Annotated in this window: 24 protein-coding genes; 16 read left to right on the top strand and 8 right to left on the bottom strand. The window is 67.3% G+C overall.

Annotated features, from left to right (window positions below):
- Positions 1-34 precede the first annotated feature (34 nt).
- Both V9G04_15015 and V9G04_15010 read left to right on the top strand, forming a co-directional pair.
- Complete coding sequence (locus V9G04_15015) at positions 35-1,087, top strand: DNA recombination protein RmuC (protein MEI2714561.1); 1,053 nt, start codon at positions 35-37, stop codon at positions 1,085-1,087.
- On the top strand, positions 1,084-1,539 hold the full coding sequence (locus tag V9G04_15010; protein ID MEI2714560.1) for a DUF6542 domain-containing protein: 456 nt from the start codon (positions 1,084-1,086) through the stop codon (positions 1,537-1,539). Before V9G04_15015 ends, V9G04_15010 begins: the two co-directional genes overlap by 4 nt.
- Here the strand turns inward: V9G04_15010 and V9G04_15005 are convergent.
- Positions 1,496-2,119, bottom strand: coding sequence for an L-threonylcarbamoyladenylate synthase (locus V9G04_15005; GenBank protein MEI2714559.1), 624 nt, complete (start codon positions 2,117-2,119; stop codon positions 1,496-1,498). The genes V9G04_15010 and V9G04_15005 overlap by 44 nt on opposite strands.
- On the bottom strand, positions 2,119-3,120 hold the full coding sequence (locus V9G04_15000; GenBank protein MEI2714558.1) for a 4-hydroxy-3-methylbut-2-enyl diphosphate reductase: 1,002 nt from the start codon (positions 3,118-3,120) through the stop codon (positions 2,119-2,121). Before V9G04_15000 ends, V9G04_15005 begins: the two co-directional genes overlap by 1 nt.
- 79 nt (positions 3,121-3,199) lie before the next feature.
- Between V9G04_15000 and xseA the strand changes: the two genes are divergently transcribed.
- Positions 3,200-4,450, top strand: a complete 1,251-nt coding sequence (gene xseA / locus V9G04_14995) for an exodeoxyribonuclease VII large subunit (GenBank protein MEI2714557.1) — start codon at positions 3,200-3,202, stop codon at positions 4,448-4,450.
- The gene (locus tag V9G04_14990; protein ID MEI2714556.1) at positions 4,443-4,661 is read left to right on the top strand and encodes an exodeoxyribonuclease VII small subunit; all 219 of its coding nucleotides are present in this window, start codon (positions 4,443-4,445) and stop codon (positions 4,659-4,661) included. The genes xseA and V9G04_14990 overlap by 8 nt, the downstream gene beginning before the upstream one ends.
- Here V9G04_14990 and V9G04_14985 read toward each other — a convergent pair.
- Positions 4,632-5,186: a DUF4245 family protein gene (locus V9G04_14985; protein MEI2714555.1), complete on the bottom strand. Its 555-nt coding sequence runs from the start codon at positions 5,184-5,186 to the stop codon at positions 4,632-4,634. The two genes, V9G04_14990 and V9G04_14985, sit on opposite strands and share 30 nt — an antisense overlap.
- 121 nt (positions 5,187-5,307) lie before the next feature.
- Here V9G04_14985 and V9G04_14980 point away from each other — a divergent pair, with 121 nt between their 5' ends.
- Genes V9G04_14980 through V9G04_14960 form a run of 5 tightly spaced genes read left to right on the top strand, consistent with a single transcriptional unit; the run spans position 5,308 to position 9,132 of the window.
- Positions 5,308-5,700 (top strand): TOBE domain-containing protein, encoded by a 393-nt coding sequence (locus tag V9G04_14980; GenBank protein MEI2714554.1) that lies wholly within the window; start codon positions 5,308-5,310, stop codon positions 5,698-5,700.
- 17 nt (positions 5,701-5,717) lie between these two features.
- A complete protein-coding gene (modA, locus tag V9G04_14975) occupies positions 5,718-6,458 on the top strand; it encodes a molybdate ABC transporter substrate-binding protein (GenBank protein MEI2714553.1) in 741 nt (246 codons plus the stop codon).
- Complete coding sequence (gene modB, locus V9G04_14970; GenBank protein ID MEI2714552.1) at positions 6,455-7,249, top strand: molybdate ABC transporter permease subunit; 795 nt, start codon at positions 6,455-6,457, stop codon at positions 7,247-7,249. The genes modA and modB overlap by 4 nt, the downstream gene beginning before the upstream one ends.
- Positions 7,246-8,223 carry an ABC transporter ATP-binding protein gene (locus V9G04_14965; GenBank protein MEI2714551.1) on the top strand — a complete coding sequence of 326 codons (978 nt, stop codon included), beginning with the start codon at positions 7,246-7,248 and terminating at the stop codon, positions 8,221-8,223. The genes modB and V9G04_14965 overlap by 4 nt, the downstream gene beginning before the upstream one ends.
- 9 nt (positions 8,224-8,232) lie before the next feature.
- Positions 8,233-9,132, top strand: a complete 900-nt coding sequence (locus V9G04_14960; protein MEI2714550.1) for an alpha/beta fold hydrolase — start codon at positions 8,233-8,235, stop codon at positions 9,130-9,132.
- A 237-nt stretch (positions 9,133-9,369) separates the two neighbouring features.
- Here V9G04_14960 and ugpC read toward each other — a convergent pair whose 3' ends face one another.
- From ugpC to V9G04_14945, 3 genes are all read right to left on the bottom strand, one after another.
- Complete coding sequence (gene ugpC, locus V9G04_14955) at positions 9,370-10,452, bottom strand: sn-glycerol-3-phosphate ABC transporter ATP-binding protein UgpC (protein ID MEI2714549.1); 1,083 nt, start codon at positions 10,450-10,452, stop codon at positions 9,370-9,372.
- A 100-nt stretch (positions 10,453-10,552) separates the two neighbouring features.
- The gene (locus V9G04_14950; GenBank protein ID MEI2714548.1) at positions 10,553-11,521 is read right to left on the bottom strand and encodes a hypothetical protein; all 969 of its coding nucleotides are present in this window, start codon (positions 11,519-11,521) and stop codon (positions 10,553-10,555) included.
- A 12-nt stretch (positions 11,522-11,533) separates the two neighbouring features.
- Positions 11,534-12,553 carry a LacI family DNA-binding transcriptional regulator gene (locus tag V9G04_14945; protein ID MEI2714547.1) on the bottom strand — a complete coding sequence of 340 codons (1,020 nt, stop codon included), beginning with the start codon at positions 12,551-12,553 and terminating at the stop codon, positions 11,534-11,536.
- A 168-nt stretch (positions 12,554-12,721) separates the two neighbouring features.
- Between V9G04_14945 and V9G04_14940 the strand changes: the two genes are divergently transcribed.
- The 5 genes from V9G04_14940 to V9G04_14920 all read left to right on the top strand — a co-directional run bounded on the left by V9G04_14940 (position 12,722) and on the right by V9G04_14920 (position 18,233).
- Positions 12,722-13,765 carry an ABC transporter substrate-binding protein gene (locus V9G04_14940; GenBank protein ID MEI2714546.1) on the top strand — a complete coding sequence of 348 codons (1,044 nt, stop codon included), beginning with the start codon at positions 12,722-12,724 and terminating at the stop codon, positions 13,763-13,765.
- Between the two features lie 22 nt (positions 13,766-13,787).
- A complete protein-coding gene (locus V9G04_14935; GenBank protein MEI2714545.1) occupies positions 13,788-14,027 on the top strand; it encodes a hypothetical protein in 240 nt (79 codons plus the stop codon).
- A gap of 115 nt (positions 14,028-14,142) precedes the next feature.
- On the top strand, positions 14,143-15,126 hold the full coding sequence (locus V9G04_14930) for a sugar ABC transporter permease (GenBank protein MEI2714544.1): 984 nt from the start codon (positions 14,143-14,145) through the stop codon (positions 15,124-15,126).
- Complete coding sequence (locus V9G04_14925; GenBank protein MEI2714543.1) at positions 15,123-16,040, top strand: carbohydrate ABC transporter permease; 918 nt, start codon at positions 15,123-15,125, stop codon at positions 16,038-16,040. Before V9G04_14930 ends, V9G04_14925 begins: the two co-directional genes overlap by 4 nt.
- 84 nt (positions 16,041-16,124) lie before the next feature.
- Positions 16,125-18,233 carry an alpha-galactosidase gene (locus V9G04_14920; protein MEI2714542.1) on the top strand — a complete coding sequence of 703 codons (2,109 nt, stop codon included), beginning with the start codon at positions 16,125-16,127 and terminating at the stop codon, positions 18,231-18,233.
- Between the two features lie 4 nt (positions 18,234-18,237).
- Here the strand turns inward: V9G04_14920 and V9G04_14915 are convergent, their stop codons facing one another.
- Complete coding sequence (locus tag V9G04_14915) at positions 18,238-18,879, bottom strand: DUF1707 domain-containing protein (GenBank protein MEI2714541.1); 642 nt, start codon at positions 18,877-18,879, stop codon at positions 18,238-18,240.
- Positions 18,880-18,972: 93 nt separating this feature from the next.
- On the opposite strand from V9G04_14915, the gene V9G04_14910 reads away from it, so the two are divergent.
- Positions 18,973-20,574, top strand: a complete 1,602-nt coding sequence (locus tag V9G04_14910) for a hypothetical protein (GenBank protein ID MEI2714540.1) — start codon at positions 18,973-18,975, stop codon at positions 20,572-20,574.
- Positions 20,575-20,603: 29 nt separating this feature from the next.
- Positions 20,604-22,298: a fumarate hydratase gene (locus V9G04_14905; GenBank protein ID MEI2714539.1), complete on the top strand. Its 1,695-nt coding sequence runs from the start codon at positions 20,604-20,606 to the stop codon at positions 22,296-22,298.
- On the opposite strand, the gene V9G04_14900 is transcribed toward V9G04_14905, so the two are convergent.
- On the bottom strand, positions 22,267-22,974 hold the full coding sequence (locus tag V9G04_14900; protein ID MEI2714538.1) for a hypothetical protein: 708 nt from the start codon (positions 22,972-22,974) through the stop codon (positions 22,267-22,269). The two genes, V9G04_14905 and V9G04_14900, sit on opposite strands and share 32 nt — an antisense overlap.
- Positions 22,975-23,020: the final 46 nt, after the last annotated feature.

The raw sequence follows: 23,020 nt of genomic DNA, 5'->3' as shown, positions 1-23,020 counted from the left end.
GCCGAATGTCGGTGCTCTCGTGCAGCCTGGGGTCATGCAGACGTACGACATGCTCCTCGGCCTGGTGTTGGGCGCCCTCCTCGGGTTGGCGCTCGGTGGATTCGCGGTGGCGCGACTCTTGCGGGCCTCCCAACCAGACCCAGCGCTGGAAGCCGACGTGATCCGCGAGAGTCTCGACCGGCTCTACGACCAGATCCGGGACCAGGAGCACTCGCGTGCCTCCTGGCAGGGCCAGTTCGCCGAGCAGGTGGAGCAGATGCGTCACGCGACGGAAGGCCTGGGCAAGGAGACGCGCAGCCTGACCAGTGCGCTGCGCAAGCCGCAGGTGCGGGGCCGCTGGGGCGAGTTGCACCTGCGCCGTGCGGTCGAGCTGGCCGGACTGGTCGAGCACTGTGACTTCACCGAGCAGGAGCGGTTGCGCGACGGCGCTCAGCGCCCCGATCTGGTCGTACGCCTGGCAGGTGAGCGCCGGATCGTGGTCGATGCGAAGGTGCCACTCGAAGGATTCCTCGACGCGACGTCCGCCGAGGACGACGCGCTTCGCGAGCATCACCTCGACCGGCACGCGCGACAACTGCGCACCCACATCGACTCGTTGGGTTCCAAGGCCTATTGGCGCTCACTGCCCGAGAGCACCGAGTTCGTTGTGCTCTTCGTGCCCGCCGAATCGTTCCTGAGCGCCGGGCTGGAGCGGCAGCGGGATCTGATCGAGTACGCCGCGGGCAAGGACGTCATCTTGGCCTCCCCCACCACGCTGATCGCGCTGCTGCGCACGGTGGCGCACGGCTGGCGGCACGAGGCACTGAGCCGGGAGGCCGCCCAGATCCATGCGCGCGGACGGGAACTGTACGAACGCCTCGGCAACTTCGCCGGACATCTTGATCAGGTGGGTCGCTCCCTCAACGCCGCGGTAGGGCACTACAACCACGCGATGGGGTCACTGGAGTCCCGCGTACTGGTGTCGGCACGCCGATTCGAGGATCTTTCCGGGCCTGGGGCGAGCCTCGAAACACCCCGTCAGGTCGAGTCTGCCGCCCGGCGCGCCACCCGCCGAGGCGACGACGACCCGCCTAGGCTCGCGATATGAACGAGTCCGCACGGTCGGTCACGGCGCTTGGTTTCGCGCTCGTGCTGTCGGCGGTCGCGTTCAATCTGGTGCTCACCGAGTCGCTGGGCGTCTTCTTCGACCTCGTGTTCGTGTCGACCTGTGTCCTGCTCGCCTGGGTGGTCCGACTCGAAGATTTCTACCGCGTCACCATCTTGCCGCCGTTGCTGATGGCCGGCACGTTCCTGCTCATCGCGGCGGTGGCTCCGGAGTTGATCGCGCGCGCCGACGACAACGTCCTGCAGGCGTTGCTGTCCGGGCTCTCCGACCATGCGCTGGCCCTGGTGGCGGGCTATGCGCTGGCGCTCGGCACGATCTGGTGGCGGCTGCGCCAGGACCACCATGTGCACGTGGACCCAATGGCCGAGCTCGGAGACACCTCCGAGTTCGTCATTCCTCGAACCGGTCCGGGTCACCAGCGCCGCGGCGCATGACCTCGGGGTAGCCCTGCGACCAGTCGACCACGGTGGTGGGCTCGGCGGGTGTCTCGCCGGCCTCGATGACGATGTCGACCTGGTGGTCGAGGTCTTCCTTGATCTCCCACCCCATCGTGCGCGGCTCGGTCTCGCCAGGCAGGATCAGCGTGGAGGTGAGCATCGGCTCGCCGAGGGCGCTCAACAACGCGTGGACGACCCGGTGCTCGGGGATGCGTACTCCCACGGTGCGCTTCTTGGGGTGCATCAACCGCTTCGGCACCTCCCCGGTGGCGGGCAGGATGAAGGTGTAAGGCCCCGGAGTGGCGGCTTTGATCGACCGGAACGCCGAGTTGTCGATATGCACGAACTGGCCCATCTGGGCGAACGAGTCGCACATCAGCGTGAAGTCGTGGCGGTCGTCGAGGTCGCGGATCCGCAGGATCCGGTCACGGCCGGCACGGTTGCCCAGTTGGCACCCCAGCGCATAGCCCGAGTCGGTCGGATAGGCGATCAGCGCATCGTCGCGCAGCGCCTCCACGATCTGGGCGACGAGACGCGGTTGCGGGTCGACCGGGTGCAGGTCGACATATCGGGCCATCAGGATCGCCCGGCCGCGCGCAGGTCCTTACGCAACTCGGGCGGAAGGGCGAAGATCAACGACTCCTCCGCCGAATGCACCGCCTTGGCGTCGGGGTAGCCGCGCTCGGCCAGGAAGCTCAGCACGCCGTCCACCAGGCCCTCGGGCACCGATGCCCCCGACGTGACCGAGACCGTACGCACGCCATCGAGCCAGGCCTCGTCGATCTCACTCGCGTCGTCGACGCGGTAGGAAGACTTGGCGCCGGCTTCGAGCGCGACCTCTACCAGGCGTACCGAGTTGGACGAGTTGCCCGAGCCGACCACGATCACCAGATCGGCGTCACGGGCGATCTCCTTGATCGCCAATTGGCGGTTCTGAGTGGCATAGCAGATGTCATCCGACGGTGGGTCGAGCAGAAGTGGGAAGCGTTCGCGGATCGCCGCGACCGTCTCCATGGTCTCGTCGACGCTGAGCGTGGTCTGGGACAGCCACGCCACCTTGGCGGGATCGCGTACGACGATCTTGTCGACGTCACCCGGGCCTTGCACGAGTTGGATGTGCTCGGGCGCCTCGCCCGCGGTCCCCTCGACCTCCTCGTGACCCTCGTGTCCGATCAGCAAGATGTCGTAGTCGTCGCCGGCGAAGCGCTTGGCCTCGTGGTGCACCTTCGTCACCAGCGGACAGGTCGCGTCGATGGTTTTCAGACTCCGCTCCTGCGCCTGGGCGTGCACCGCCGGGGAGACACCGTGGGCGGAGAACACGACCGTCTGCCCCTCGGGCACCTCGTCGAGTTCCTCGACGAAGATCGCACCCCGAGACTCCAGATCCGCGACCACGTGCTTGTTGTGCACGATCTGCTTGCGGACATAGACCGGTGCGCCATAGAGGTCGAGCGCCTTCTCGACCGTGATCACGGCCCGGTCGACGCCGGCGCAATAGCCACGAGGCGCCGCGAGCAGGACGGCCCGCTCGGCCTCGTCCGGGCTCAGGACTTGCGGGGTGCCGAGGTCAGTGCTCATGACGTCGAGTGTACGGAGCGCATCGCCGGGTCGCGATTCACCGAACTGTCTGTCCGTGGTCGCGTCTAGGGTTCTGCGCATGGCCTCCTTGCGCGATGCGACACCCGAGTCGCCGGCACCCGTACGCGCGGTGGCCAACGCGCTGCAGGGGTGGATCGACCGCCTCGGCACCGTGTGGGTCGAGGGCCAGTTGGCTCAGATCAACAGGCGCTCGGGCATCAACACGGTGTTCTTGACTCTGCGCGATCCGGTGGCGGATCTCTCGGTCAACGCCACCATGGCGCGCACTCTCTTCGATTCCCTCAACCCTCCTCTGGTGGAGGGCGCCAAGATCATTGCGCTGGCCAAACCGTCCTACTTCCCGGCCCGCGGCTCGCTCTCGTTGAGCATCCGGGAGGTTCGCCTCAGCGGGCTCGGCGACCTGCTTGCCCGCTTGGAGCAACGCCGACAGTTGCTCGCCGCCGAGGGTCTGTTCGCCCCCGACCTCAAGCGACGGTTGCCGTTCCTGCCGCGACGCGTCGGCCTGATCACGGCTCCAGGCAGCGCGGCCGAGCGCGATGTGCTGGAGCGGGCGCGGGCACGCTGGCCGGCCGTACGCTTCGAGGTCGCGCCCGCGACCGTGCAAGGTCCGCGTGCTACGCAGGAGGTCATGGACGCGCTGGCCCGACTCGATCGTCTCGATGAGGTCGACGTGATCGTGATCGCGCGAGGCGGTGGTTCCGTGGAGGACCTGCTGCCCTTCAGCGACGAGGCCCTGATCCGTGCGGTGCACCGCGCGCGCACTCCGATCGTCTCGGCCATCGGCCACGAGCAGGACAGTCCGTTGCTCGATCTGGTGGCTGACGAGCGCGCCTCCACCCCGACGCACGCGGCGAGCCTGATCGTGCCCGACATGGCCGACGAGATGCGCGGCATCTCCTGGGCGCGCGATCGACTGCGCGACCTGGTGACCACCCGACTCCATCAGGAGCAACAAGGGCTGAGCGCACTGCGCAGCCGGCCCGTACTGGCCGCGCCGTTGTCTTTGATCGACGGCCGCCGCGACGAGGTCACCGGTCTCATCGACCGGGCGAGGCGGCAAGTGGGACATCGGCTCGACCGCGCGGTCGATGATCTCGAGCACCAACGCGCGCGGGCCAGGGCGCTGAGTCCACTCCAAACTCTCAAGCGCGGTTACGCCGTCGTCCAGACGGCCGACGGTGGCGTACTCACCTGCGTGCGCGACCTGGCCGTCGACGACACCGTGAGCATCCGGCTGTCGGACGGTCGCCTGGGTGCCACCGTCACGACCCTCGACCCCGACGACGCATCAGGAGGCAGCAATGGCTGACGCCCCGATCCCCGCCGACTATGAGCAGGCGCGCGAGGAGTTGGTGGCAGTCGTACGCCAACTCGAGGCCGGCGGCACCACGCTGGAGGAGTCACTCGCGCTTTGGGAGCGCGGAGAGAAGCTCGCCGATGCCTGTCAGTCCTGGCTCGACGGCGCGCGCGAGCGCCTGGCCAAGACGGTCTCAGCCGCGGATGCGGTCGTCGACGAGTAGACCGGCGACTTCGACCAGCTGATCGAGCTTGGCCGGGCCATAGACCAGGAGCCATTCGTCTCCTTCGCGGCTCGCCAGTGCGGTGTCGCCGCCCGTGTCGGTGAAGACGCGCCATTCCCGACCATCCGAGGCCGTGACCGCATTCCCTTCGACGGGAGCCTCGTCGACGTGGCTGGCCAGCATCCTCTTCAGCCCCAGGCCCTGTTGCCGAATGCCCACGAAGTCCTCGCGCTCGGTGAGCAGGTTGATCCGCCACTCCATCACCTTGCCCGGGATCACCCGCGCCTCCGTCGCGATCCAGTCCTCCGGCAGCCGGCTGGGATAGACGACGTCGACCCCGGACTCCTGGGCGTACCGGACAATCTCGAGATAGTCGATCTTCTCGGGGTTGACCGCGAGATCGTTGCGCACCAGCGCCCGGAAACCGACGTACGCCGCCAGCACGAGCAGCAGGATCAGCATCGCACTCAGCAGACCGCCTGCCGAACGCTGATAGCGGCCGGGTCGTCCGGTGGGCTCACTCACGCTGCAGATCCTCCCATCGACCCAGTCGCGCAGGGGCGTCGGGCCATCCCCATCCTTCGCTCCGTTACGCACTTGCGGTTGATCCTTGCTGATTTCACCGCAGATGCGGTTCAATGAACAGATGGCTTCGTACCGAATCGCGGAAGCGGCACTCTTGTTGGGAGTCAGCGACGACACGATCCGTCGCTGGATCGAGGCGGGCCGCCTGACCCCGTCACCAGACACCAGCCCGACCACCGTCGAAGGCGCAGAGTTGGCGGCCCTGGCCCAAGCCCAAGCCGTCAACCCCGAAGCCGACGAGCGCGCACACACGGTCAGCGCCCGCAACCGACTCACCGGCCTGGTTACCCGGGTCCAGAGGGACGGCGTGATGGCCCAGGTCGATCTGATCTGCGGGCCCTACCGGATGGTCTCGCTGATGAGCGCCGAGGCGGCCGACGAGTTGGGGCTCGCGCCCGGCGTACGAGCCACGGCGTCGGTCAAGTCGACGAACGTCGTCGTCGAGATCGCCTGAGATCGGAAGTGCCCGCGATGAAGAAGTGCGTCGCCGCAGCTGCCCTGCTCGCCCTGCTGCCACTCTCGGGATGCGGAGGCTCTGAGGAGACCCGGACCCTGCACGTTCTGGCGGCAGCCTCGCTCACCGAGACGTTCACGGAGTTGGCGCGCGACTTCGAGGAAGCACACGAGGGCGTCACGGTGAAGCTTGTCTTCGATTCCTCCGCAACGCTGGCACAGCAGGCCGTCGACGGCGCGCCCGGTGACGTGCTCGCCACTGCGGACGAGACCACGATGGACACCGCCAAGCAGGGTGAGGCGCTGGGCAGTGATCCGACAGTCTTCGCCACCAACGTGCTGACCCTGGTCACCCCGGCCGACAACCCGTCCCACATCACCTCCCTGGCCGATCTTGCGGGCACCGACTGGGTCGAGTGTGTCGAGACCGCACCGTGCGGCAAGGTGGCGGACGCGGTGCTCAGTGCCCAAGAGATCAGCGCCGCGCCGGCCAGTCGCGAAGTCGACGTGAAGGCGGTGCTGGCCAAGGTCACCGAGGGCGAGGCCGACGCTGGACTGGTGTATGCCACCGACGCGGTCGCGGCCGGTGATGCAGTCCAGACGATCGCGATCGAGGGTGCTCAGGACCAGCAGACCACCTATCCGATCGCCACGCTGAACCAGTCCAAGGACGACGACCTGGCCCAGGGGTTCGTCGACCTGGTCACCGGGACCTCGGGGCGGCAGGTGTTGGCGAGAGCCGGTTTCGGCACGCCATGAGCCGATCCTCATTGGGCCGCGCTCCACTCGGGCTGACGGTGGCGGCGACGATTGCCGCAGGCTTCCTCGTGCTGCCCCTGGTCTCGCTCGTCATGGCAACCCCGTGGTCGGGCTTCTCCGCACTACTCAACGCAGCCGTCACCCGCGAAGCACTGCTCATCACCCTGATCACCAGCGTGTGCGCAGTGGGTCTGTGCCTGGTGCTCGGCACACCCTTGGCCTGGGTGCTGGCACGCGTCGAGTTCCGGGGACGCTCGTTGTTGCGCGCCCTGGTGACGGTGCCGCTGGTGCTACCCCCGGTCGTCGCGGGCGTCGCGCTCACCACGGCGTACGGCCGGATGGGCCTGCTCGGCGCTCCGCTGCGTGAAGCGTTCGACCTCACGATCCCGTTCACGACCACGGGTGTCGTCTTCGCGCATACCTTCGTCGCCTTGCCGTTCTATGTGCTGGCCGTCGAGGGTGCGCTGCGCGCGGGCGGGAGTTCGTACGACATCGTGGCCGCCACCTTGGGCGCGGATCGGTGGACCACCTTCCGCCGCATCACGTTGCCCCTGGCGGCGCCGGGGATCGTGGCGGGCGCGGTGCTGGCTTGGGCGCGCTCGCTGGGTGAGTTCGGCGCGACCATCACGTTCGCCGGCAACTATCCGGGCACCACGCAGACGATGCCGAGCCTGATCTATACGGCCCTGCAGGCCGATCCGGACCTGGCCAGAGCCCTGAGCATGATCCTGCTCGGCGTGTGCATCGCCGTGCTTGCCCTGCTGCGCAACCGCTGGCTGGTGCGGCCATGAGCGGACTGACCGCGAGCCTGCGTGTCGGCGAGCGCCTGTCGGCCGAACTCGAGATCGGTCCCGGCGAGGTCGTCGCCGTGATCGGCCCCAACGGGGCAGGCAAGTCGACCATGCTGAGCGCGCTGGCCGGCATCGAGCCGGGTGGCCAGGTGTCCTTGGCCGACCGCGACTGGTCGCGGTTGCCGATCAAGGATCGAGATCTGGGCTTCGTCTTCCAAGACCAGTCGCTCTTCCCTCACCTGAGTGCGGCCGACAACGTCTCCTTCGGACTGCGCTGCCGCGGGGCGACCCGAGCAGACGCGGATCGTCAGGCCCGAGAGTGGCTCGACGCCTTCGGGCTCGCCGCCCTGGCCGAGCGCCGACCAGGGCGGCTGTCCGGCGGCCAGGCGCAGCGCGTCGCGATCGCACGCGCGCTGGCTCCTCGCCCGGAGTTGTTGCTGCTGGACGAGCCTTTCGCAGGGCTCGATGTCGGCGTCGCCACCGCGCTGCGACTCGATCTGGCCAGACACCTGCGGTCCTACGACGGGATCACCTTGCTGGTCACCCACGAGGCGATCGACGCGATCACCCTCGCCACCCGCGTCCTCGTACTCGAGGGTGGCCTCATCGTGCAGCAGGGATCACCGGCAGAGGTCGCCGCGCGGCCACTCACCGATCACGTGGCGCGCCTGGTCGGGCTCAACGTGATCCGCGCCGGGGGGCGCTGCGCGGCGTTCCCTCCGAGTGCCGTCGCGGTCTCCCGCACTCGACCCGAGGGCTCGGCGCGACACGTCTGGTCCGGCGTCGTGGAGAGCGCGGTGCCGCACGGAGATGCCGTACGACTGCGCATCGCCAGCACGCCCAGCCTGTTGGCCGACGTGACTCCCGCCGCAGCAGCGGCGCTGGACCTGGCACCCGGCACCGAGGTCTGGCTCGCGGCGAAGGAGACCGCCATGACGTGGTACGACGACCTGCCCCGCCCAAGTGCCGGTTAACTTGGCCCCATGTCCTCCCCCGAATCACTGGCGACGCTGAGCACCGGCGTCGAGATCTGCTTCCAGACCTTCGGCTCCCCCGACGGTGACCCGCTGTTGCTGGTGATGGGCCTGGGCGGCCCGATGATCTGGTGGGACGAGGAGTTCTGTCAGCAGCTTGCCGACCACGGCTTCTTCGTGATCCGGTACGACAACCGCGACACCGGGCGCTCCACCAAGATCAAGGCGCGCGCGACCCGGACCCGACTCGTACGCGCCTTCGCCGGTCGCGGCGCCCCGCCGCCCTACACGTTGACCGACATGTCGGACGACGCCTTCGCGCTGCTGGATCACCTCGACATCGACGCCGCTCACATCGTGGGCGTCTCGATGGGCGGCATGATCGTGCAGACCATGGCCCTTGCCCACCCCGAGCGAGTGCTGTCGATGACCAGCATCATGTCGACGACAGGGCGTCGTACGGTCGGCTGGCAGCACCCCAAACTGCTGCCGATGCTGATCGCGCCGCGCGGGCCCGGCAAGGCGGCGTACGCCGAGACCTCGGCTCGGATGTGGCGGATGATCGGTTCGCCGGGCTATCCCAAGCCGGTCGAGGAGAGCCGAGCCCTGGCCGAGGCGACCTTCGATCGCGGCTTCTCGGCCAGCGGCGTGATGCGGCAGATGCTGGCGATCCTCGACCAACCCGACCGCAGCCGCGCACTGCGGGAACTGCGGGTCCCGAGCCTGGTGATCCACGGCCTCAGCGACCGGATGGTGCACGTCTCGGGCGGACGCGCCACCGCCGCCGCCATCCCCGGTGCCGAACTGATCCTGGTCCCGGGAATGGGCCATGACATGCCGCCCGCCCTGTTCGGGGACTTCGCCGAAGCCATCCGCCGCACCGCCGACCGGGCGGAAACGCACGCGTAAACCCCGCCGACCGGGCGGAAACGCACGCGCGAAACTCGCCCACCGGGCGAAAACGCACGCGCGAAACTCGCCCACCGGGCACAAACGCACGCGTGAAATGCAACGAGCGGGCACCACCCTGGTCAGGTAGTGCCCGCTCGTCAGGTCGTGCGCGTGCGTTTGTGCCCGATCGACGCCTTCGGCTCGTGCGTTTGTGCCCTCTCGGCGTGATTTTGACGTGCGTTTGTGCCCGCTCGATCAGTCGGAGAGCCGCGCCCCCGAGTCGGTGTCGAAGACGTGCACGTTGGCCGGGTCGGTCGTGACGTGGATCGTGTCGCCCTTCTGGACCGAGTCGCGGCCCTGGACCCGGATGATCACGTTGCCGGGAGTGCCCTCGACGTCGCAGGTGCCGTAGACGAAGGCGTCGGCGCCGAGTTCCTCGACGACCGTGACCTGCACCGGCAGACCACCCTCACTCGGGGAGACGACGCGCCAGTTCTCGGGGCGTACGCCGACGGTGATGTTGCCTTGCATCTTCTTGGCCGCGGCCGCGTCGACCGGCACGTCGTAGCCACCGATATTGGCCTTGCCCTCGTGAGCCTTCGCCGCGATCAGGTTCATCTGCGGGGAGCCGATGAAGCCGGCAACGAAGAGGTTGACGGGCTTGTCGTAGAGCTTGAGAGGCGTGTCGACCTGCTGCAGGATGCCGTCCTTCATCACCGCAACGCGGTCACCCATGGTCATGGCCTCGACCTGGTCGTGGGTGACGTAGACGGTGGTGACACCGAGGTCCTGCTGCAGCTTGGCGATGTCCGTACGCGTCTGCACGCGCATCTTCGCGTCGAGGTTTGAAAGCGGCTCGTCCATGCAGAAGACCTGCGGCGAACGTACGATCGCGCGGCCCATGGCCACGCGCTGGCGCTGTCCACCCGAGAGTGCCTTGGGCTTGCGCTCGAGGTACTCCTCCAGTCCCAGGATGCGGGCGGCCTCGGCGACACGCTTCTTGCGCTCGGCCTCGGGGACCTTGGCCATCTTGAGCGCGAAGGCCATGTTGTCGGCCACCGTCATGTGTGGGTAGAGCGCGTAGTTCTGGAACACCATGGCGATGTCGCGGTCCTTGGGCGCCACATGGGTGACATCGCGGTCACCGATGAAGATCTTGCCCTCGTTGCATTCCTCCAGGCCCGCGAGCATCCGCAAGGTCGTGGACTTGCCACAGCCGGAGGGGCCGACGAGCACCATGAATTCGCCGTCGTGGATCTCCAGGTCGATGCCGGGCACAGCCGGCTTGTCGGCCCCTGGGTACCAGCGCTGGGCCTTCTCGAAAGTCACTGTTGCCATGTGTGTGATTCTCCTTGTCTTCACCGGCAGGTACGTGCCGGACGATCCGTTGTGAAGTGGCCACGGGAGCCGACCTCACCGTAGAGCTTGCTGACTCGATTCAGCAAGGGTCTTCGGAAAGCTCCAATCCGGCACCGTCGGCTCGCCAACGCACCGGGACCGGGTCGATCACGCCTCCGACGAAGTCGCCGTCATCATCGAAATTGCGAAAAGCCAGGAACTGCCAGCGCCCGGCCCGATCACGCACCAACTGGCCGACATAGTGCCCTTCGTCGCACAGACGTACGGCCGCCTCAAGGTCCACGGGCTCTCCGACGCCGCCGACGGGCACCGACCAGACCCCACCGTCACCGGGCCTACCCCCGACGATTTCTGGGCCGAGGCAACTGAAGAGCAGGACCCACCGATCTTCGACCTGCTGCACGGAAATGACCTCGGCCTGCTCGAAGGGGCCAGCTCCCGACGTCAACGGCGGCGCCACCTGCCATCGGCCCTCGTCGTCTTGCACCAGATGCCCGACCGCGCCGCGCCCAGGGCCGGTGCCGGCATGGCGCGCCGTGACATACAGGTGCCAGGTGCCCTTGGCGTCCTGCACCGCGAACGGGTCGCGGAAGTGCTCCTCGGGCGTCGTCGCGTGGTCGTGCCATCGCCAGGCCCGGTGCGCCGCAGAGTCCTTCTCATACCAACGCGGATCTGCCTCGAGCGGCCAACCCTCTTCGCGTGCCCACACGGACAGATCCGAGGAGACGGCCGCACCGATCCGCTGGACCGCGCCCCCGTCGGCATGCGTACGCCCGGTGTAGAACATCCGCCACGCACCAGGTCGGCCAGCAACCGAGCCGGTCCAGATCGTGCGGTCGTCGAAGCCCGTCTCCGGCGGCGACAACGCGAGCCCCACCTCTGTCCACGTCGTCAGGTCGGGCGACACCGCGTGCCCGACACTCGCGTGATCGTGGCGCAGATCGGGGTCACCCAAGGAGCGCGGCGCCTGCAGGAAGAACAGGTGGAACATCGAGCCGTCGTCGGCGATCCAGAAGTCCCAGACCCAACGATCGTCGAGGTCGAACATCCGCGCAGCCTCTCAGGTCGCGATCGAATCACCGAAGGCGACCGTCGCCGCCACCTTCCGGATCTCCCCCGGCGCCAGGTCGGTCTCGGCGAGCAGCAAGCGCACCGCCTCGGCTCCCATGGCCGCATACGGTACGGCCACCGAGGTCAACGACGGCCGCAGCCATTGGGCGAGGTCGGAGGCGTCGAACGAGACAACGTCGCAGTCGTGCGGCGGCGCGAGCCCGAAATCCCACAGCGTCTGGTACGTGCCCATCGCGATCCGATCGTTGAGGCACAGATAGCCCGTTGCGCGCCCGCCGGCGCCCAGCCAGCGTGCGACCGCACCGCGGGCGTCGGCGACCGTCCAGTCACAGTCGATGATCTCCGGCACCTCTCGGCCCTCGGCGACCAGCACCTCACAGGCCCCACGCGTACGGTCGAGGCCGGCGGTCGCGATCGGGTTCGGGTCACGGCCCACGATCACGATCGGTCCGGTGCGAGGACTCGCGGCGAGGAGCCTTGCCGCCACCCGCCCGGCCTCGACCTCGTCGGGCACCACGCACGGCAACCTGCCCTCGCGGTCGACACTGTTGAGCAGGATCGCGCGCTGCTGACGCAGCAGGGTCGGCACCTGCACGATCGCGGTGACGAGACGGGCGAAGACGATCCCGTCGACCTCACGGTCGACCATCTCTTGCAACAACGCGGTCTCGGCCGCCGAATAGCCCTCACTCTCCCCGATGACCATGAGGTGCTCAAGTTCTCGAGCGGCAGTCCCAGCTCCCGAGAGCATTCGGCTGGCGAAAGAGCCGCTGGCGATGTGGTCCGACACCAGGCCGATCGTCCGCGTCTCTCGCGTACGCAGGGATCGCGCGGACCTGTTGGGGCGGTAGGCCAGGGCCTGGGCAACACTCTCGACCCGCTCCTGAGTCGGTGGCCGGATCCGCATCTCGGCTGCTCGGCCGTTGAGAATGTAGGACGCGGTCGTGACGGAGACGCCAGCCTCACGAGCGACATCGGCCAAGGTGGTGCGTCGTTTCGGCGGTGACATCTGACTCCTTTCGCCCCCTGGTAACGCCCGGCTTTTGTTTCGATCCGGTCACAGTCTCTTGACAGTGACCCGGGTCACTGACATCTTCATGCTGATTCGATTCAGCAGGTGTTGTCAACAGCCCTTTAGGTCGAATCATCTGCTCACTCAACGAAGGAGATCACTGGGATGCGAAACCCCAGCATGCGCCGTACGTTCGCAGGTGCTGCGATCCTCGCCCTCACGACCATGGGCCTCGCGGCCTGCGGTGGCGACGGCGGTAGCGGAGCCGACGACAAGACGGTCACCATCCTGTCCAGTGTCGACCAGCCCGTTCAGGACGGACTCGAGGAGACGCTCACCGCGAAGCTGAAGGCCGACGGCTACACCGTCGACTGGCAGAAGGTCGACGCGATCGACCAGCTCATCATGACCCGCATTCAGGGCAATCAGCTTCCTGACATCGCGCTGATCCCGCAGCCCGGTGTCGTACGCAACGTCGTCAACCGTGCCGGCGGCAAGGCCGTCGACCTCTCCACGCTGGTCGACAAGGCCACGCTGGAGAAGACCATGGTTCCTGGCACCCTCGACGCGGGCACCATCGACGGCAAGCTCTACGGCCTGCTGGTGTCGATGAACGTCAAGGGCCTGGTGTTCTATCCCAAGAAGGCCTTCGAGAAGGCCGGTTATGAGGTCCCCGAGACCATCGGCGACCTCGAGGCGCTCACCGAGCAGATCAAGAGTGACGGCGGCACCCCGTGGTGTGCAGGCATCGAGTCCGAGGCCGCGACCGGCTGGCCCGCGACCGACTGGTTCGAGATCCTGGTGGCCAAGTACGGCGGCGTCGACACCTACAACTCGTGGGTGGCAGGCGAGACCAAGTTCGACTCCGAGGTCGTGCGTCAGGCCGCTGGCGAGTTCGAGAAGCTTGCTGTTCACCGACGGGAACGTGCCCGGTGGTCGCAAGGCCATCGCCACCACGAGCTTCCAGACCGCTGGTACGCCGATGTTCGACGCCAAGCCGGGCTGCTGGATGTACAACCAGGGCTCGTTCATCACCGGCTTCTTCCCCAAGGCCGTGCAGAGCAACCTGGACGAAGAGGTCGGCGTCTTCGGCTTCCCGCCTGCTTCCGCCGGTGGCGAGAACCCCTCGCTCGGCGGTGGCGACCTGCTGATGGCCTTCAACGACAGCGCCGCCACCAAGGCTGCTGTGACGGCGCTCAGCGAGCCTGACGCCGGCGAGAAGGCCGCAGGCATGAGCAGCTTCATCTCCCCGCACAAGACGTTCAACATGGACGCCTACCCCAACGAGTTCACCAAGCAGGTTGCCGGGGTGGCCTACGACTCCACCGCCTTCTTGTTCGATGGCTCGGACCAGATGCCCGGTGAGGTTGGTGCCGGTGCCTTCTGGAAGGACATCACCGCGTGGGTGGCCGGTCAGCAGGACCTCGACACCTCCTTGAAGAACATCGACGCGGCCTGGCCCGCCTCCTGACCCAAGCGTCGATCGGGCAACGTCACCGGGGGGCGGGAGCGCTCCGCTCCCGCCCCCCGTGTTGCTCGACTTCTGACCATGACCACCACACAAAGAAAGGCGGTGTGAACATCCCATGGTGGCCAAACTGTTGACCGCAATCATCACGGTCGTGATCGGCATAGGCGCAGCCCTGGCGCTCTACTGGCTCCTCAACAAGCTCGCCGAACTCCTCCCGGACCACATCGAGGCCCGGATCAAGCCCTACTTCTACATCCTCCCCGCATACCTCGCGATCTCGGTCTTCCTGCTCTATCCCGCAGTCCTCACGATCATCAACAGTTTCCGAGACGCGGCCTCGACGAGTTTCGTGGGCTTGCAGAACTACTCGGACCTGTTCTCCACACCCGCGTTCCGCGACACGCTGTTCACCACCTTGCTGTGGATGCTGGTGGTCCCAGCCGTCACCGTGGCTCTAGGCTTGGCGGTCGCCGTGCTGGCAGACCGGCTCCCCGCCAAGTGGGAGAACCTGAGCAAAACGATCATCTTCATGCCGATGGCGATCTCGATGGTGGGCGCCTCCATCGTGTGGCGACTGATCTACATGGCGCCGCAACCGGGCGCCCCGCGAGTCGGCATGCTGAACGCGATGGGTGGGCTTGTAGGCCTCGACCCGGTGGCGTGGCTGGCCGAGAACAGCTTCAAGCTGAACAGCTTCCTGCTGATGATCATCCTGCTCTGGGCGCAGGTGGGCTTCTCGATGGTGCTGCTGTCCGCCGCCGTCAAAGGCGTACCAGAAGACACCCTCGAGGCGGCTCGCATCGACGGCGCTTCCGAGCGACAGGCCTTCTTCCGCGTCGTCGTACCGCAGATCAAGGGCACGATCATCACCGTCTTCGTGACCGTGCTGATCAGCGTCATGAAGATCTTCGACATCGTGTTCGCGACGACCAACGGCCAGTTCGGCACCAACGTCATCGGAAACGAGTTCTACAACCAGATCACGACCTACGCCAACTACGGCCGCGCGTCGGCGATCGTGGTGTTGCTGATGATCGCAACCATCCCGGTGATGTGGTACCAGGTGCGCAACTTCAAGCGTGAGGAGGCTGGGCTGTGAGTGTTCAGACACCGGTCGCTGCGACCCCGACCGCAGCCAAGCGCAAGAAGCGCGCCACCCACTTCGACCCCAACCCGGCCAAGGCCGGCTGGGCGACCAAGTTGGTCCTGGCTGTCATCTGCTTCCTCTGGATTGTGCCCACCCTCGGCACGGTGATCACCTCCTTCCGTCCGTTCGAGGACGCCCAGCGCACCGGCTGGTGGACGGTCTTCACCAACCCCGACGCGTGGGGCCGAATGACCCTGGACAACTACGACAACGCCATCCAGGGCGCCAACATGGGGCAGGCGTTCATCAACACCTTCGCCATCACCCTTCCCGCCACGTTCATCCCGATCCTGGTGGCGGCATTCGCGGCGTACGCGTTCACGTTCATGGAGTTCTGGGGACGCGACTTCCTGTTCCTGCTCGTGGTGAGCCTGTTGGTGATCCCGAACTTCGTGGCGTTGGGTCCGATCCTGAAGCTCTACAGCCAACTTGGGATGTACGGCACCTTTCCGGCCGTGTGGCTGGCCCACGTCGGCTTCGGCATGTCGCTGGCCATCTACATCCTGCGCAACTACATGGCCACGCTGCCCAAGACGGTCATCGAGTCGGCCAAGATCGACGGCGCCAGTCACTTCCAGACCTTCTTCCGACTGGTATTGCCGATGTCGGTGCCCGCGCTCGCGTCCTTCGCGATCTTCCAGTTCCTGTGGGTCTGGAACGACCTGCTGGTCGCGCTGATGTTCATCGGCCCCGGTGACAACGAGCCGGTGACGGTGGCGATGACCAAGCTCACCGGCCAGATGGGCAGCGGTCAGGAACTCGTCACCGCCGGTGGCGTGTTCTCGATGATCGTGCCGATCTTGGTGTTCTTGGCCTTGCAGCGGTTCTTCGTCCGCGGCATGACGGCCGGAGCCGTCAAGGGCTAGGTGCTGCCTTTCCAGAGGCGTCGGCCCGGCTCGTCCGTGCCGGCGCCTCTTCCATTTCGACCCGACTCTCTGAAAGTCTGCGACATGTTGTTTCCTGCCCACGCCGACACCGCCACGACAAGCCTGGTCTGGTCCGAGCACGACGACCGTCTGGCCACGATCCACTGGGTTGGCGCGGCGCAGAGCGGGACCTCGGGAGCCTGCCCCACTCCCCTGGCCATCAACGGACCGGGACTTCCGCTCCTGGGCGAACACGCGCACGAGAGGTTCGTACGCCCGCACCTGAGGGGGCATCGACTGACCACGGCCGGACCCGGCCGCAGTTGGACGCCGTGGTTCCGGCCTACTAGCACCGAGTCGAGCGAGGTCTCTCTCACGTTCACCGGCCGCGACGAGGCTGCCGGGCTCGAGGTGACGGTGACGTACGAGTCTCTGGCCGGCGGCGCCCTGCGCGGGCGCGCGAGTGTCACCAACTTGAGCGCTGATCCCTACGTCGTCGAGGGTCTCGAGGTCGTGATCCCGGTCGAGGATCGCTGCACCGAACTGCTCGACTTCACCGGCCGCCACGAGGGCGAACGTTCCCCTCAGCGCCACCACATCACCGACGGCCTTTGGCTGCGCGAGGGGCGCGGCGGGCGCCCCGGGCTCGACGCCGCGACACTGGTCGCCGTCGGCACGCCCGGATTCGGGACCACCCACGGCACCGTTTTGGCCTGCCACGTCGCGTGGAGCGGCAACAGCGTGCTGCGGGTGGAGCGAGGCGCGGCCACCGGGACGACCCTGGGCGGCGGTGAACACTTGTTGCCCGGCGAGATGTGTCTGGCCCAAGGCGAGTCGTACGCCTCCCCGTGGGTGATGTTCGCCGCTGCCACCGACGGTCTCGACCAGATCGCGGCGCAGTGGCACGCCTGGCAACGCTCGTTGCCGGTGCATCCCGGCGTACAACCGGTCATCCTCAACGTGTGGGAGGCGGTCTACTTCGACCACGACCTGGAGCGGCTCAAGGCGATCGCCGAGCGTGCTGCGCGAGTCGGTGTCGAGCGATTCGTACTCGACGACGGGTGGTTTCGCCACCGGCGCGACGATCACGCGGGGTTGGGCGACTGGTATGTCGACGAGGACGTCTGGCCCGACGGCTTGGAGCCGATCATCCAGCACGCCAAACGGCTGGGCATGGAGTTCGGATTGTGGTTCGAACCCGAGATGATCAACGTCGATTCCGACCTCTATCGCGAGCACCCGGACTGGCTGCTGTCCAGTGGTGACCGGCTGCCGCTGGAGCACCGCCAGCAGCAGGTATTGGACCTGACGCGCCCCGAGGTCGTCGACTATCTTTTCGAGCGGGTCTCAGCCGTGCTGGGGCGTTACGACATCTCCTACGTCAAGTGGGACCACAACCGCGACCTGCTCGACGCCGGGCGCGGCGCTGCGGACGGCGCTCCTGCGCCACACCTGCAGACCCTCGCCTACTACGACCTGTTGGACCGGCTGCGTGCTGCCCATCCGGCGGTCGCGTGGGAGTCCTGTGCCTCGGGTGGGGGTCGTATCGACCTCGGCGTCGCGGAGCGGGTGGAGCGCTTCTGGACCAGTGACCTCACCGACGCACTGGCCCGTCAGCAGATCCAGCGCTGGACCACTCAACTGATCGCGCCCGAACTGGCCGGTGCGCACGTCTCGGCGCCGGTTCAGCACGGCACGTGGCGCACATTCTCGCTGGACTTTCGGGCCGCGACCGCGATGTTCGGTGCCTTCGGCATCGAATGGGATCTGACCCAGGCCAGTGACGAGGACCTGGACACGCTGGCCTCGTGGATCACCCGGTTCAAGCGGTTGCGCCCCCTGCTGCACTCAGGCCGCATGGTGCGACCGGAGTCCGCCGACCCGACCGTGCTGTTGCACGGCGTGGTGGCCACGGATGCAGCGCAGGCGCTGATCGCGCACGTCCAACTCGACGAACCCAACTCCAACCGCGGGGTCTGGGTGCGAGTGCCGGGCCTGACTCCCGACGCGGCCTACGACCTGGCTTGGGAAGGCCCGGTCTGCCCGTACGAGGCCAGCAAGTCGGTCAAGCCGTTCGAGGTCGGGCCGACCGGCGCAGTGCCGATGACGGGTGCGGATCTTGCCGGACGCGGCTTCTGGATGCCACGGATCAGGCCGCAGAGCATCCACCTGGTGCACCTGACCAGGCGGTGACGAGTCAGAAGGTGCCGAGGAACTTCCGGGGCGTACCTCGCGGAGGCTGCCGGATGGACTTGACCGAACCCAGCAACGCCAAGCCCTTGATCCGGACCAGCGGACTGTTGGCGTCGAACTGAGCAGGGAGGTGTTCCTTGCCCTGTTTGAACTCCCCCAGGATCGGCGTGCCGTCGAGTTCGACGCGCGTGTGGGCGTCCACGATCACCTTGACGTCGGACATGATCGCGGTGACGGTGATCGTCACCTCGTCACTCTCCAGAGTCGCTTCGCGCAGGTCGAGCGTGACATCACCCATGAACGCGAACGCAGTGCTGAACTCCGGCACCAGCCAGGCCCCCTCGCGCTTGACCTCGCTCAGCACCGCTGTGGTGGCGCTGTGCGTGGCGCCGGGCACGGGCAGGTGGTCACCGCGGGCATGCGCGGCCGGCACCTGGGGGGTTGCCGCCTGTGACGGCAGGTCCGCAGTGATGGGGATGAGATCGGCGTACGTCTTGGCGGCGTACGCCTTCTCGAGCCGCTCGTCCAATTCGTCCAGGTCCAAGCGTCCGGCGCCCGCCGCCTCGCGCAGCAGCTCGGCCACCTTGTGCCGGTCGTCGTCGGACACCCGGAACTTGGAGGGGTCGGGGCGCTGCATGTCTCCCATGGGCGGCAAGGCTATCGGGGAAGTCCCGCAACCGGGGTGTCGAATGCCGCGCCCGGGGAAGGAGTGACCACGCTCGGACCCCTGGAGGACACCATGCGGACACTGACACTCGCCACAGCTCTCGTGCTTGCCACGGCCACGCTGTCGGCGTGCGATTCCGAGGACGTGGACACGCTTGAGCCACGCAAGACAATCACACGCACCATCCCTGAGGGCCCGGCCGACAAGGACACCGCGGAGGTGGACGTGACGACCGCTGCCCTGGCCCCGTGCGACCTCCTCCCCCGTCTGGACGGCATGCCCAGCGTTCGTCGGCTGGGCGCGCCGCATTCGTGCCGCCTGGAGGCGGACAACGACGTCCGGGTCACGACATTCGAAGCGTTCGGCCCCGACGCCCGGTGGAGCAGGGAGCGCTTCGACCTCAACGGAGTCGTGGCCTATCGGGAGAGCCCCCTGCTCGGTCTCTGCTCGGTCTGGCTTCCCGTCAGCCAGACGCACGCAATCGAGTTCTGGGGTCGCCCCGAAGGCGACAAGCCCGACCCCGGAGATGGTGCGCTGACGCTGGAGGAGGCCGAGAAGTACGCGGCCCAGGTGGATTGCTCGACGGTGGAGGCATACGCCGCTGCCGCCGCGACCGAACTGCTCGACGACACCGAGTCGCTGATGCGGCCGGAGGGGCGAGCGCGGTTGACCGCCTGCGGGATCCTGGAGTCCGCTTTCGGACCTGCGGACGACGACCGGTCGTACGAACGGCCGGACGGCGGTCAGCAAAGTTGCGCGCTGGCGTCGGGAACCGCTGACGAGCCCGCCGTCACGTTGGAGATCAGCGCGGGCCCGCCCCTACGACGCTGGGTGGACGAGGGCGGCTGGGACGGCAGATACGTCGACGTCGCGGGCACCCAGACCCGACTCACCACGTGGGACGACGAGGACGAATGTCTCACGCATTTCGACTACGGCGCGTACGACGGCCCCGCTGCTGGCGGTGGTCGTCTCATCGCGCGCGTCATCTCTCCTTGCGAATCGTGGCGCGAGAACACCCGCAAGGTGATCGAGGCCATCCCAGCCGCTCCCCTCGCCGCGGCGTCCAAGGCCGAACTGGTTTATGCCTGGGACGACCAAGACGTGCCGGGTGTGGGCGCTTGCGTGGACGTCGATCCCGATGCCGGCCTGGAGTGTGCCCCGGCTCGCGAGGTCGACGTGCCCGACGATCCGGCCGACCTGATCGCGCAGGGCGAGGTGGAGCCGGACGTGCTGTGTGCCGCCTCGGCCTCGCTTGTCGAGCAGCACTTCGGCGCCGGATTCGCCGCTACCACCGTCGATCTCAACCCGGGGCTCTCGAGTCCGGAGTCGAGTGGACGCACTCTCGATTGCCTGTGGGTGCGGCCCGATCACGCTGTGACGGTCAGGCTGCACGCGTCGACCCAGCCGATGCGCGGTGCGGCAGAGACCGAGATCGCCGGTCATCCGGCACTGGTGAATCCCAGCAGAGACCGCCATGTGCATACGGCCGAGATCGCTCTCGGCAACGCGGGCGACCCGGGCGCCCTGACGATCCGGGTCGAGGTGCAGCCACCGCGTGGCTGGGGCAGTTACTCCACGGCGCCTCGTGATCGCGCCCCCATCAAGGCCGCGCCGGAGTTCGTCGAGGCGCTGACCAAGGCGTTGCTCGGCGTACGCACGTCCCCCTCCTGAGCCGGGCTCACACTGAGTAGCCTGAGCCTGTGAGCAGCCCCGAGTTCCGCTATTCAGATCTCCTTCCCACCCACGGCTCCAACGGTGCCGACGAGACGCCGTGGCGACTCATCACGACCGAGGGCGTGTCGACGTTCGAAGCCGACGGGCAGACTTTCCTGCGCGTCTCACCCGAGGCGATCCAAGCGCTCACGGCCGAGGCGATGCACGACATCTCGCACTATCTGCGGCCTGGTCACCTGGCGCAACTGCGCAAGATCATCGACGACCCCGAGGCGTCCGGCAACGACCGTTTCGTGGCGCTGGACCTGCTCAAGAACGTCAACATCTCGGCGGGTGGCGTGCTCCCGATGTGTCAGGACACCGGCACCGCGATCGTGATGGGCAAGAAGTCCGAGCGGGTGCTCACCGGCACCGACGACGGTGAGGCGATCTCGCGCGGGGTGTACGACGCGTACACCAAGCTCAACCTGCGCTATTCGCAGATGGCGCCGCTGACGACGTACGAGGAGAAGAACACCGGCACCAACCTGCCGGCGCAGATCGAGATCTATTCGACGCCCGCAAGCGACCAGCCCGAGTACAAGTTCCTCTTCATGGCCAAGGGCGGCGGGTCGGCCAACAAGTCGTTCCTCTTCCAGGAGACCAAGGCGGTGCTCAACCCGACGCGGATCCTGGAGTTCCTGGACGAGAAGATCCGCTCGTTGGGCACGGCTGCCTGCCCGCCGTACCACCTCGCGATCGTGATCGGCGGGACATCTGCGGAGTTCGCGCTGAAAACCGCGAAGTACGCGTCCGCGCACTACCTCGACGATCTGCCGACGACCGGTTCCATGCACGCGCACGGCTTCCGTGACGTCGAGTTGGAGGAGAAGGTCTTCGAGTTGACGCAGTCGTTCGGCATCGGGGCGCAGTTCGGGGGCAAGTACTTCTGCCACGACGTGCGGGTCGTACGCCTGCCGCGCCACGGCGCCTCCTGCCCCGTCGCGATCGCGGTCTCGTGCTCGGCAGACCGGCAGGCGCTGGGCAAGATCACCGCAGAAGGCGTCTTCCTGGAGCAGTTGGAGACCGACCCGGCGCACTACATGCCCACCGACGGGATCTCGGACGAGATCTCGGGCGGCTCGGTGGTCGACATCGACCTGTCTTTGCCGATGCCGGAGATCCTGGCGGAGTTGTCCAAACATCCGGTCAAGACCCGGTTGTCACTCACCGGGCCGTTGGTGGTCGCCCGCGACATCGCGCACGCCAAGATCAAGGAGCGCCTCGACGCGGGCGAGGAGATGCCCGCCTACCTGCGCGATCACCCGGTCTATTACGCCGGACCGGCCAAGACGCCGGACGGGATGGCGTCGGGGTCGTTCGGTCCCACGACCGCGGGCCGGATGGACTCGTACGTCTCCCAGTTCCAGGCCGCGGGCGGCTCGATGGTGATGCTGGCCAAGGGCAACCGCTCCAAGGTCGTGACCGAGTCGTGCGACGAGCACGGCGGCTTCTATCTCGGCTCGATCGGCGGTCCGGCCGCGCGCTTGGCGCAAGACTGCATCAAGTCGGTGTCGGTGCTGGAATATGAAGAACTCGGCATGGAGGCGATCTGGAAGATCGAGGTCGAGGACTTCCCGGCGTTCATCGTGGTCGATGACAAGGGCAACGACTTCTTCACCGACCCCTCCGGCGCGGTCACCGTGCCGATCACCGGGATCCGGGTGCGGTCGGCGGAGTAACTGGGCGCTGCTCTCCAGCCAGATAGAGCCAGTACGTCACCTCGCGTCCTTGCAGGCTGACCGGGAGCGCGCGCTGCTCCACGTGGTCGAACACCGCACGCATCGTGGCCGCCAACTCCGGCGCCTCGGCGGCCGACCAGATCGCAACCAGACCGCCCGGGTTGAGGATCGCCCGGCACCGGCGCAGGAATTCCGGCTCGTAGAGGGAGCCGTTGGCGTCGTGCACCAGGTAGCCCGGACCGTTGTCGACGTCGAGGAGGAGCAGGTCGTACGACGAACGCGCTTCGACCACCGCCATCGCCAGGTCGGCGTTGACCATCTTGACCCGACGGTCAGCCAGCAGTGCCTGGCCGTGTGGGACGGTGCCGTCGCGCAACCACCCGATCAGTGCTTCCTCGATCTCGACGACCGTGACGTGCTCGACTCGCGGATCGGCGAGCACCGCTTCGAGTGTGAAGCCCAGCCCGAGCCCCCCGATCACCACATCGCGGGGGTCGGCGATCGCGGCCAGAGCCTCGGCAGCCAGGGCCACCTCGGTGGAGGTCTCGGCCGTATCCATCACGAAGATCCCGTTGGCGCGTAGTTCCAGCACGGCGGGGCCGTTGCGCACCCTGCGTTGCCGCAGGACCACCTCGCCGCGCGGGGACTCGGCTCGTGCGATCTCGGTGAAATCCACGTCCGTCAGGCTAGCGATCCCCCTCTGAGCCCAGCGCAACCGACCA

It is taken from the genome of Nocardioides sp. (assembly GCA_037045645.1).
Taxonomy (GTDB): Bacteria; Actinomycetota; Actinomycetes; order Propionibacteriales; family Nocardioidaceae; genus Nocardioides.
The sequence above is the reverse complement of the archived record's forward strand: the minus strand, read 5'-3'. Positions and strand labels throughout refer to the sequence as shown.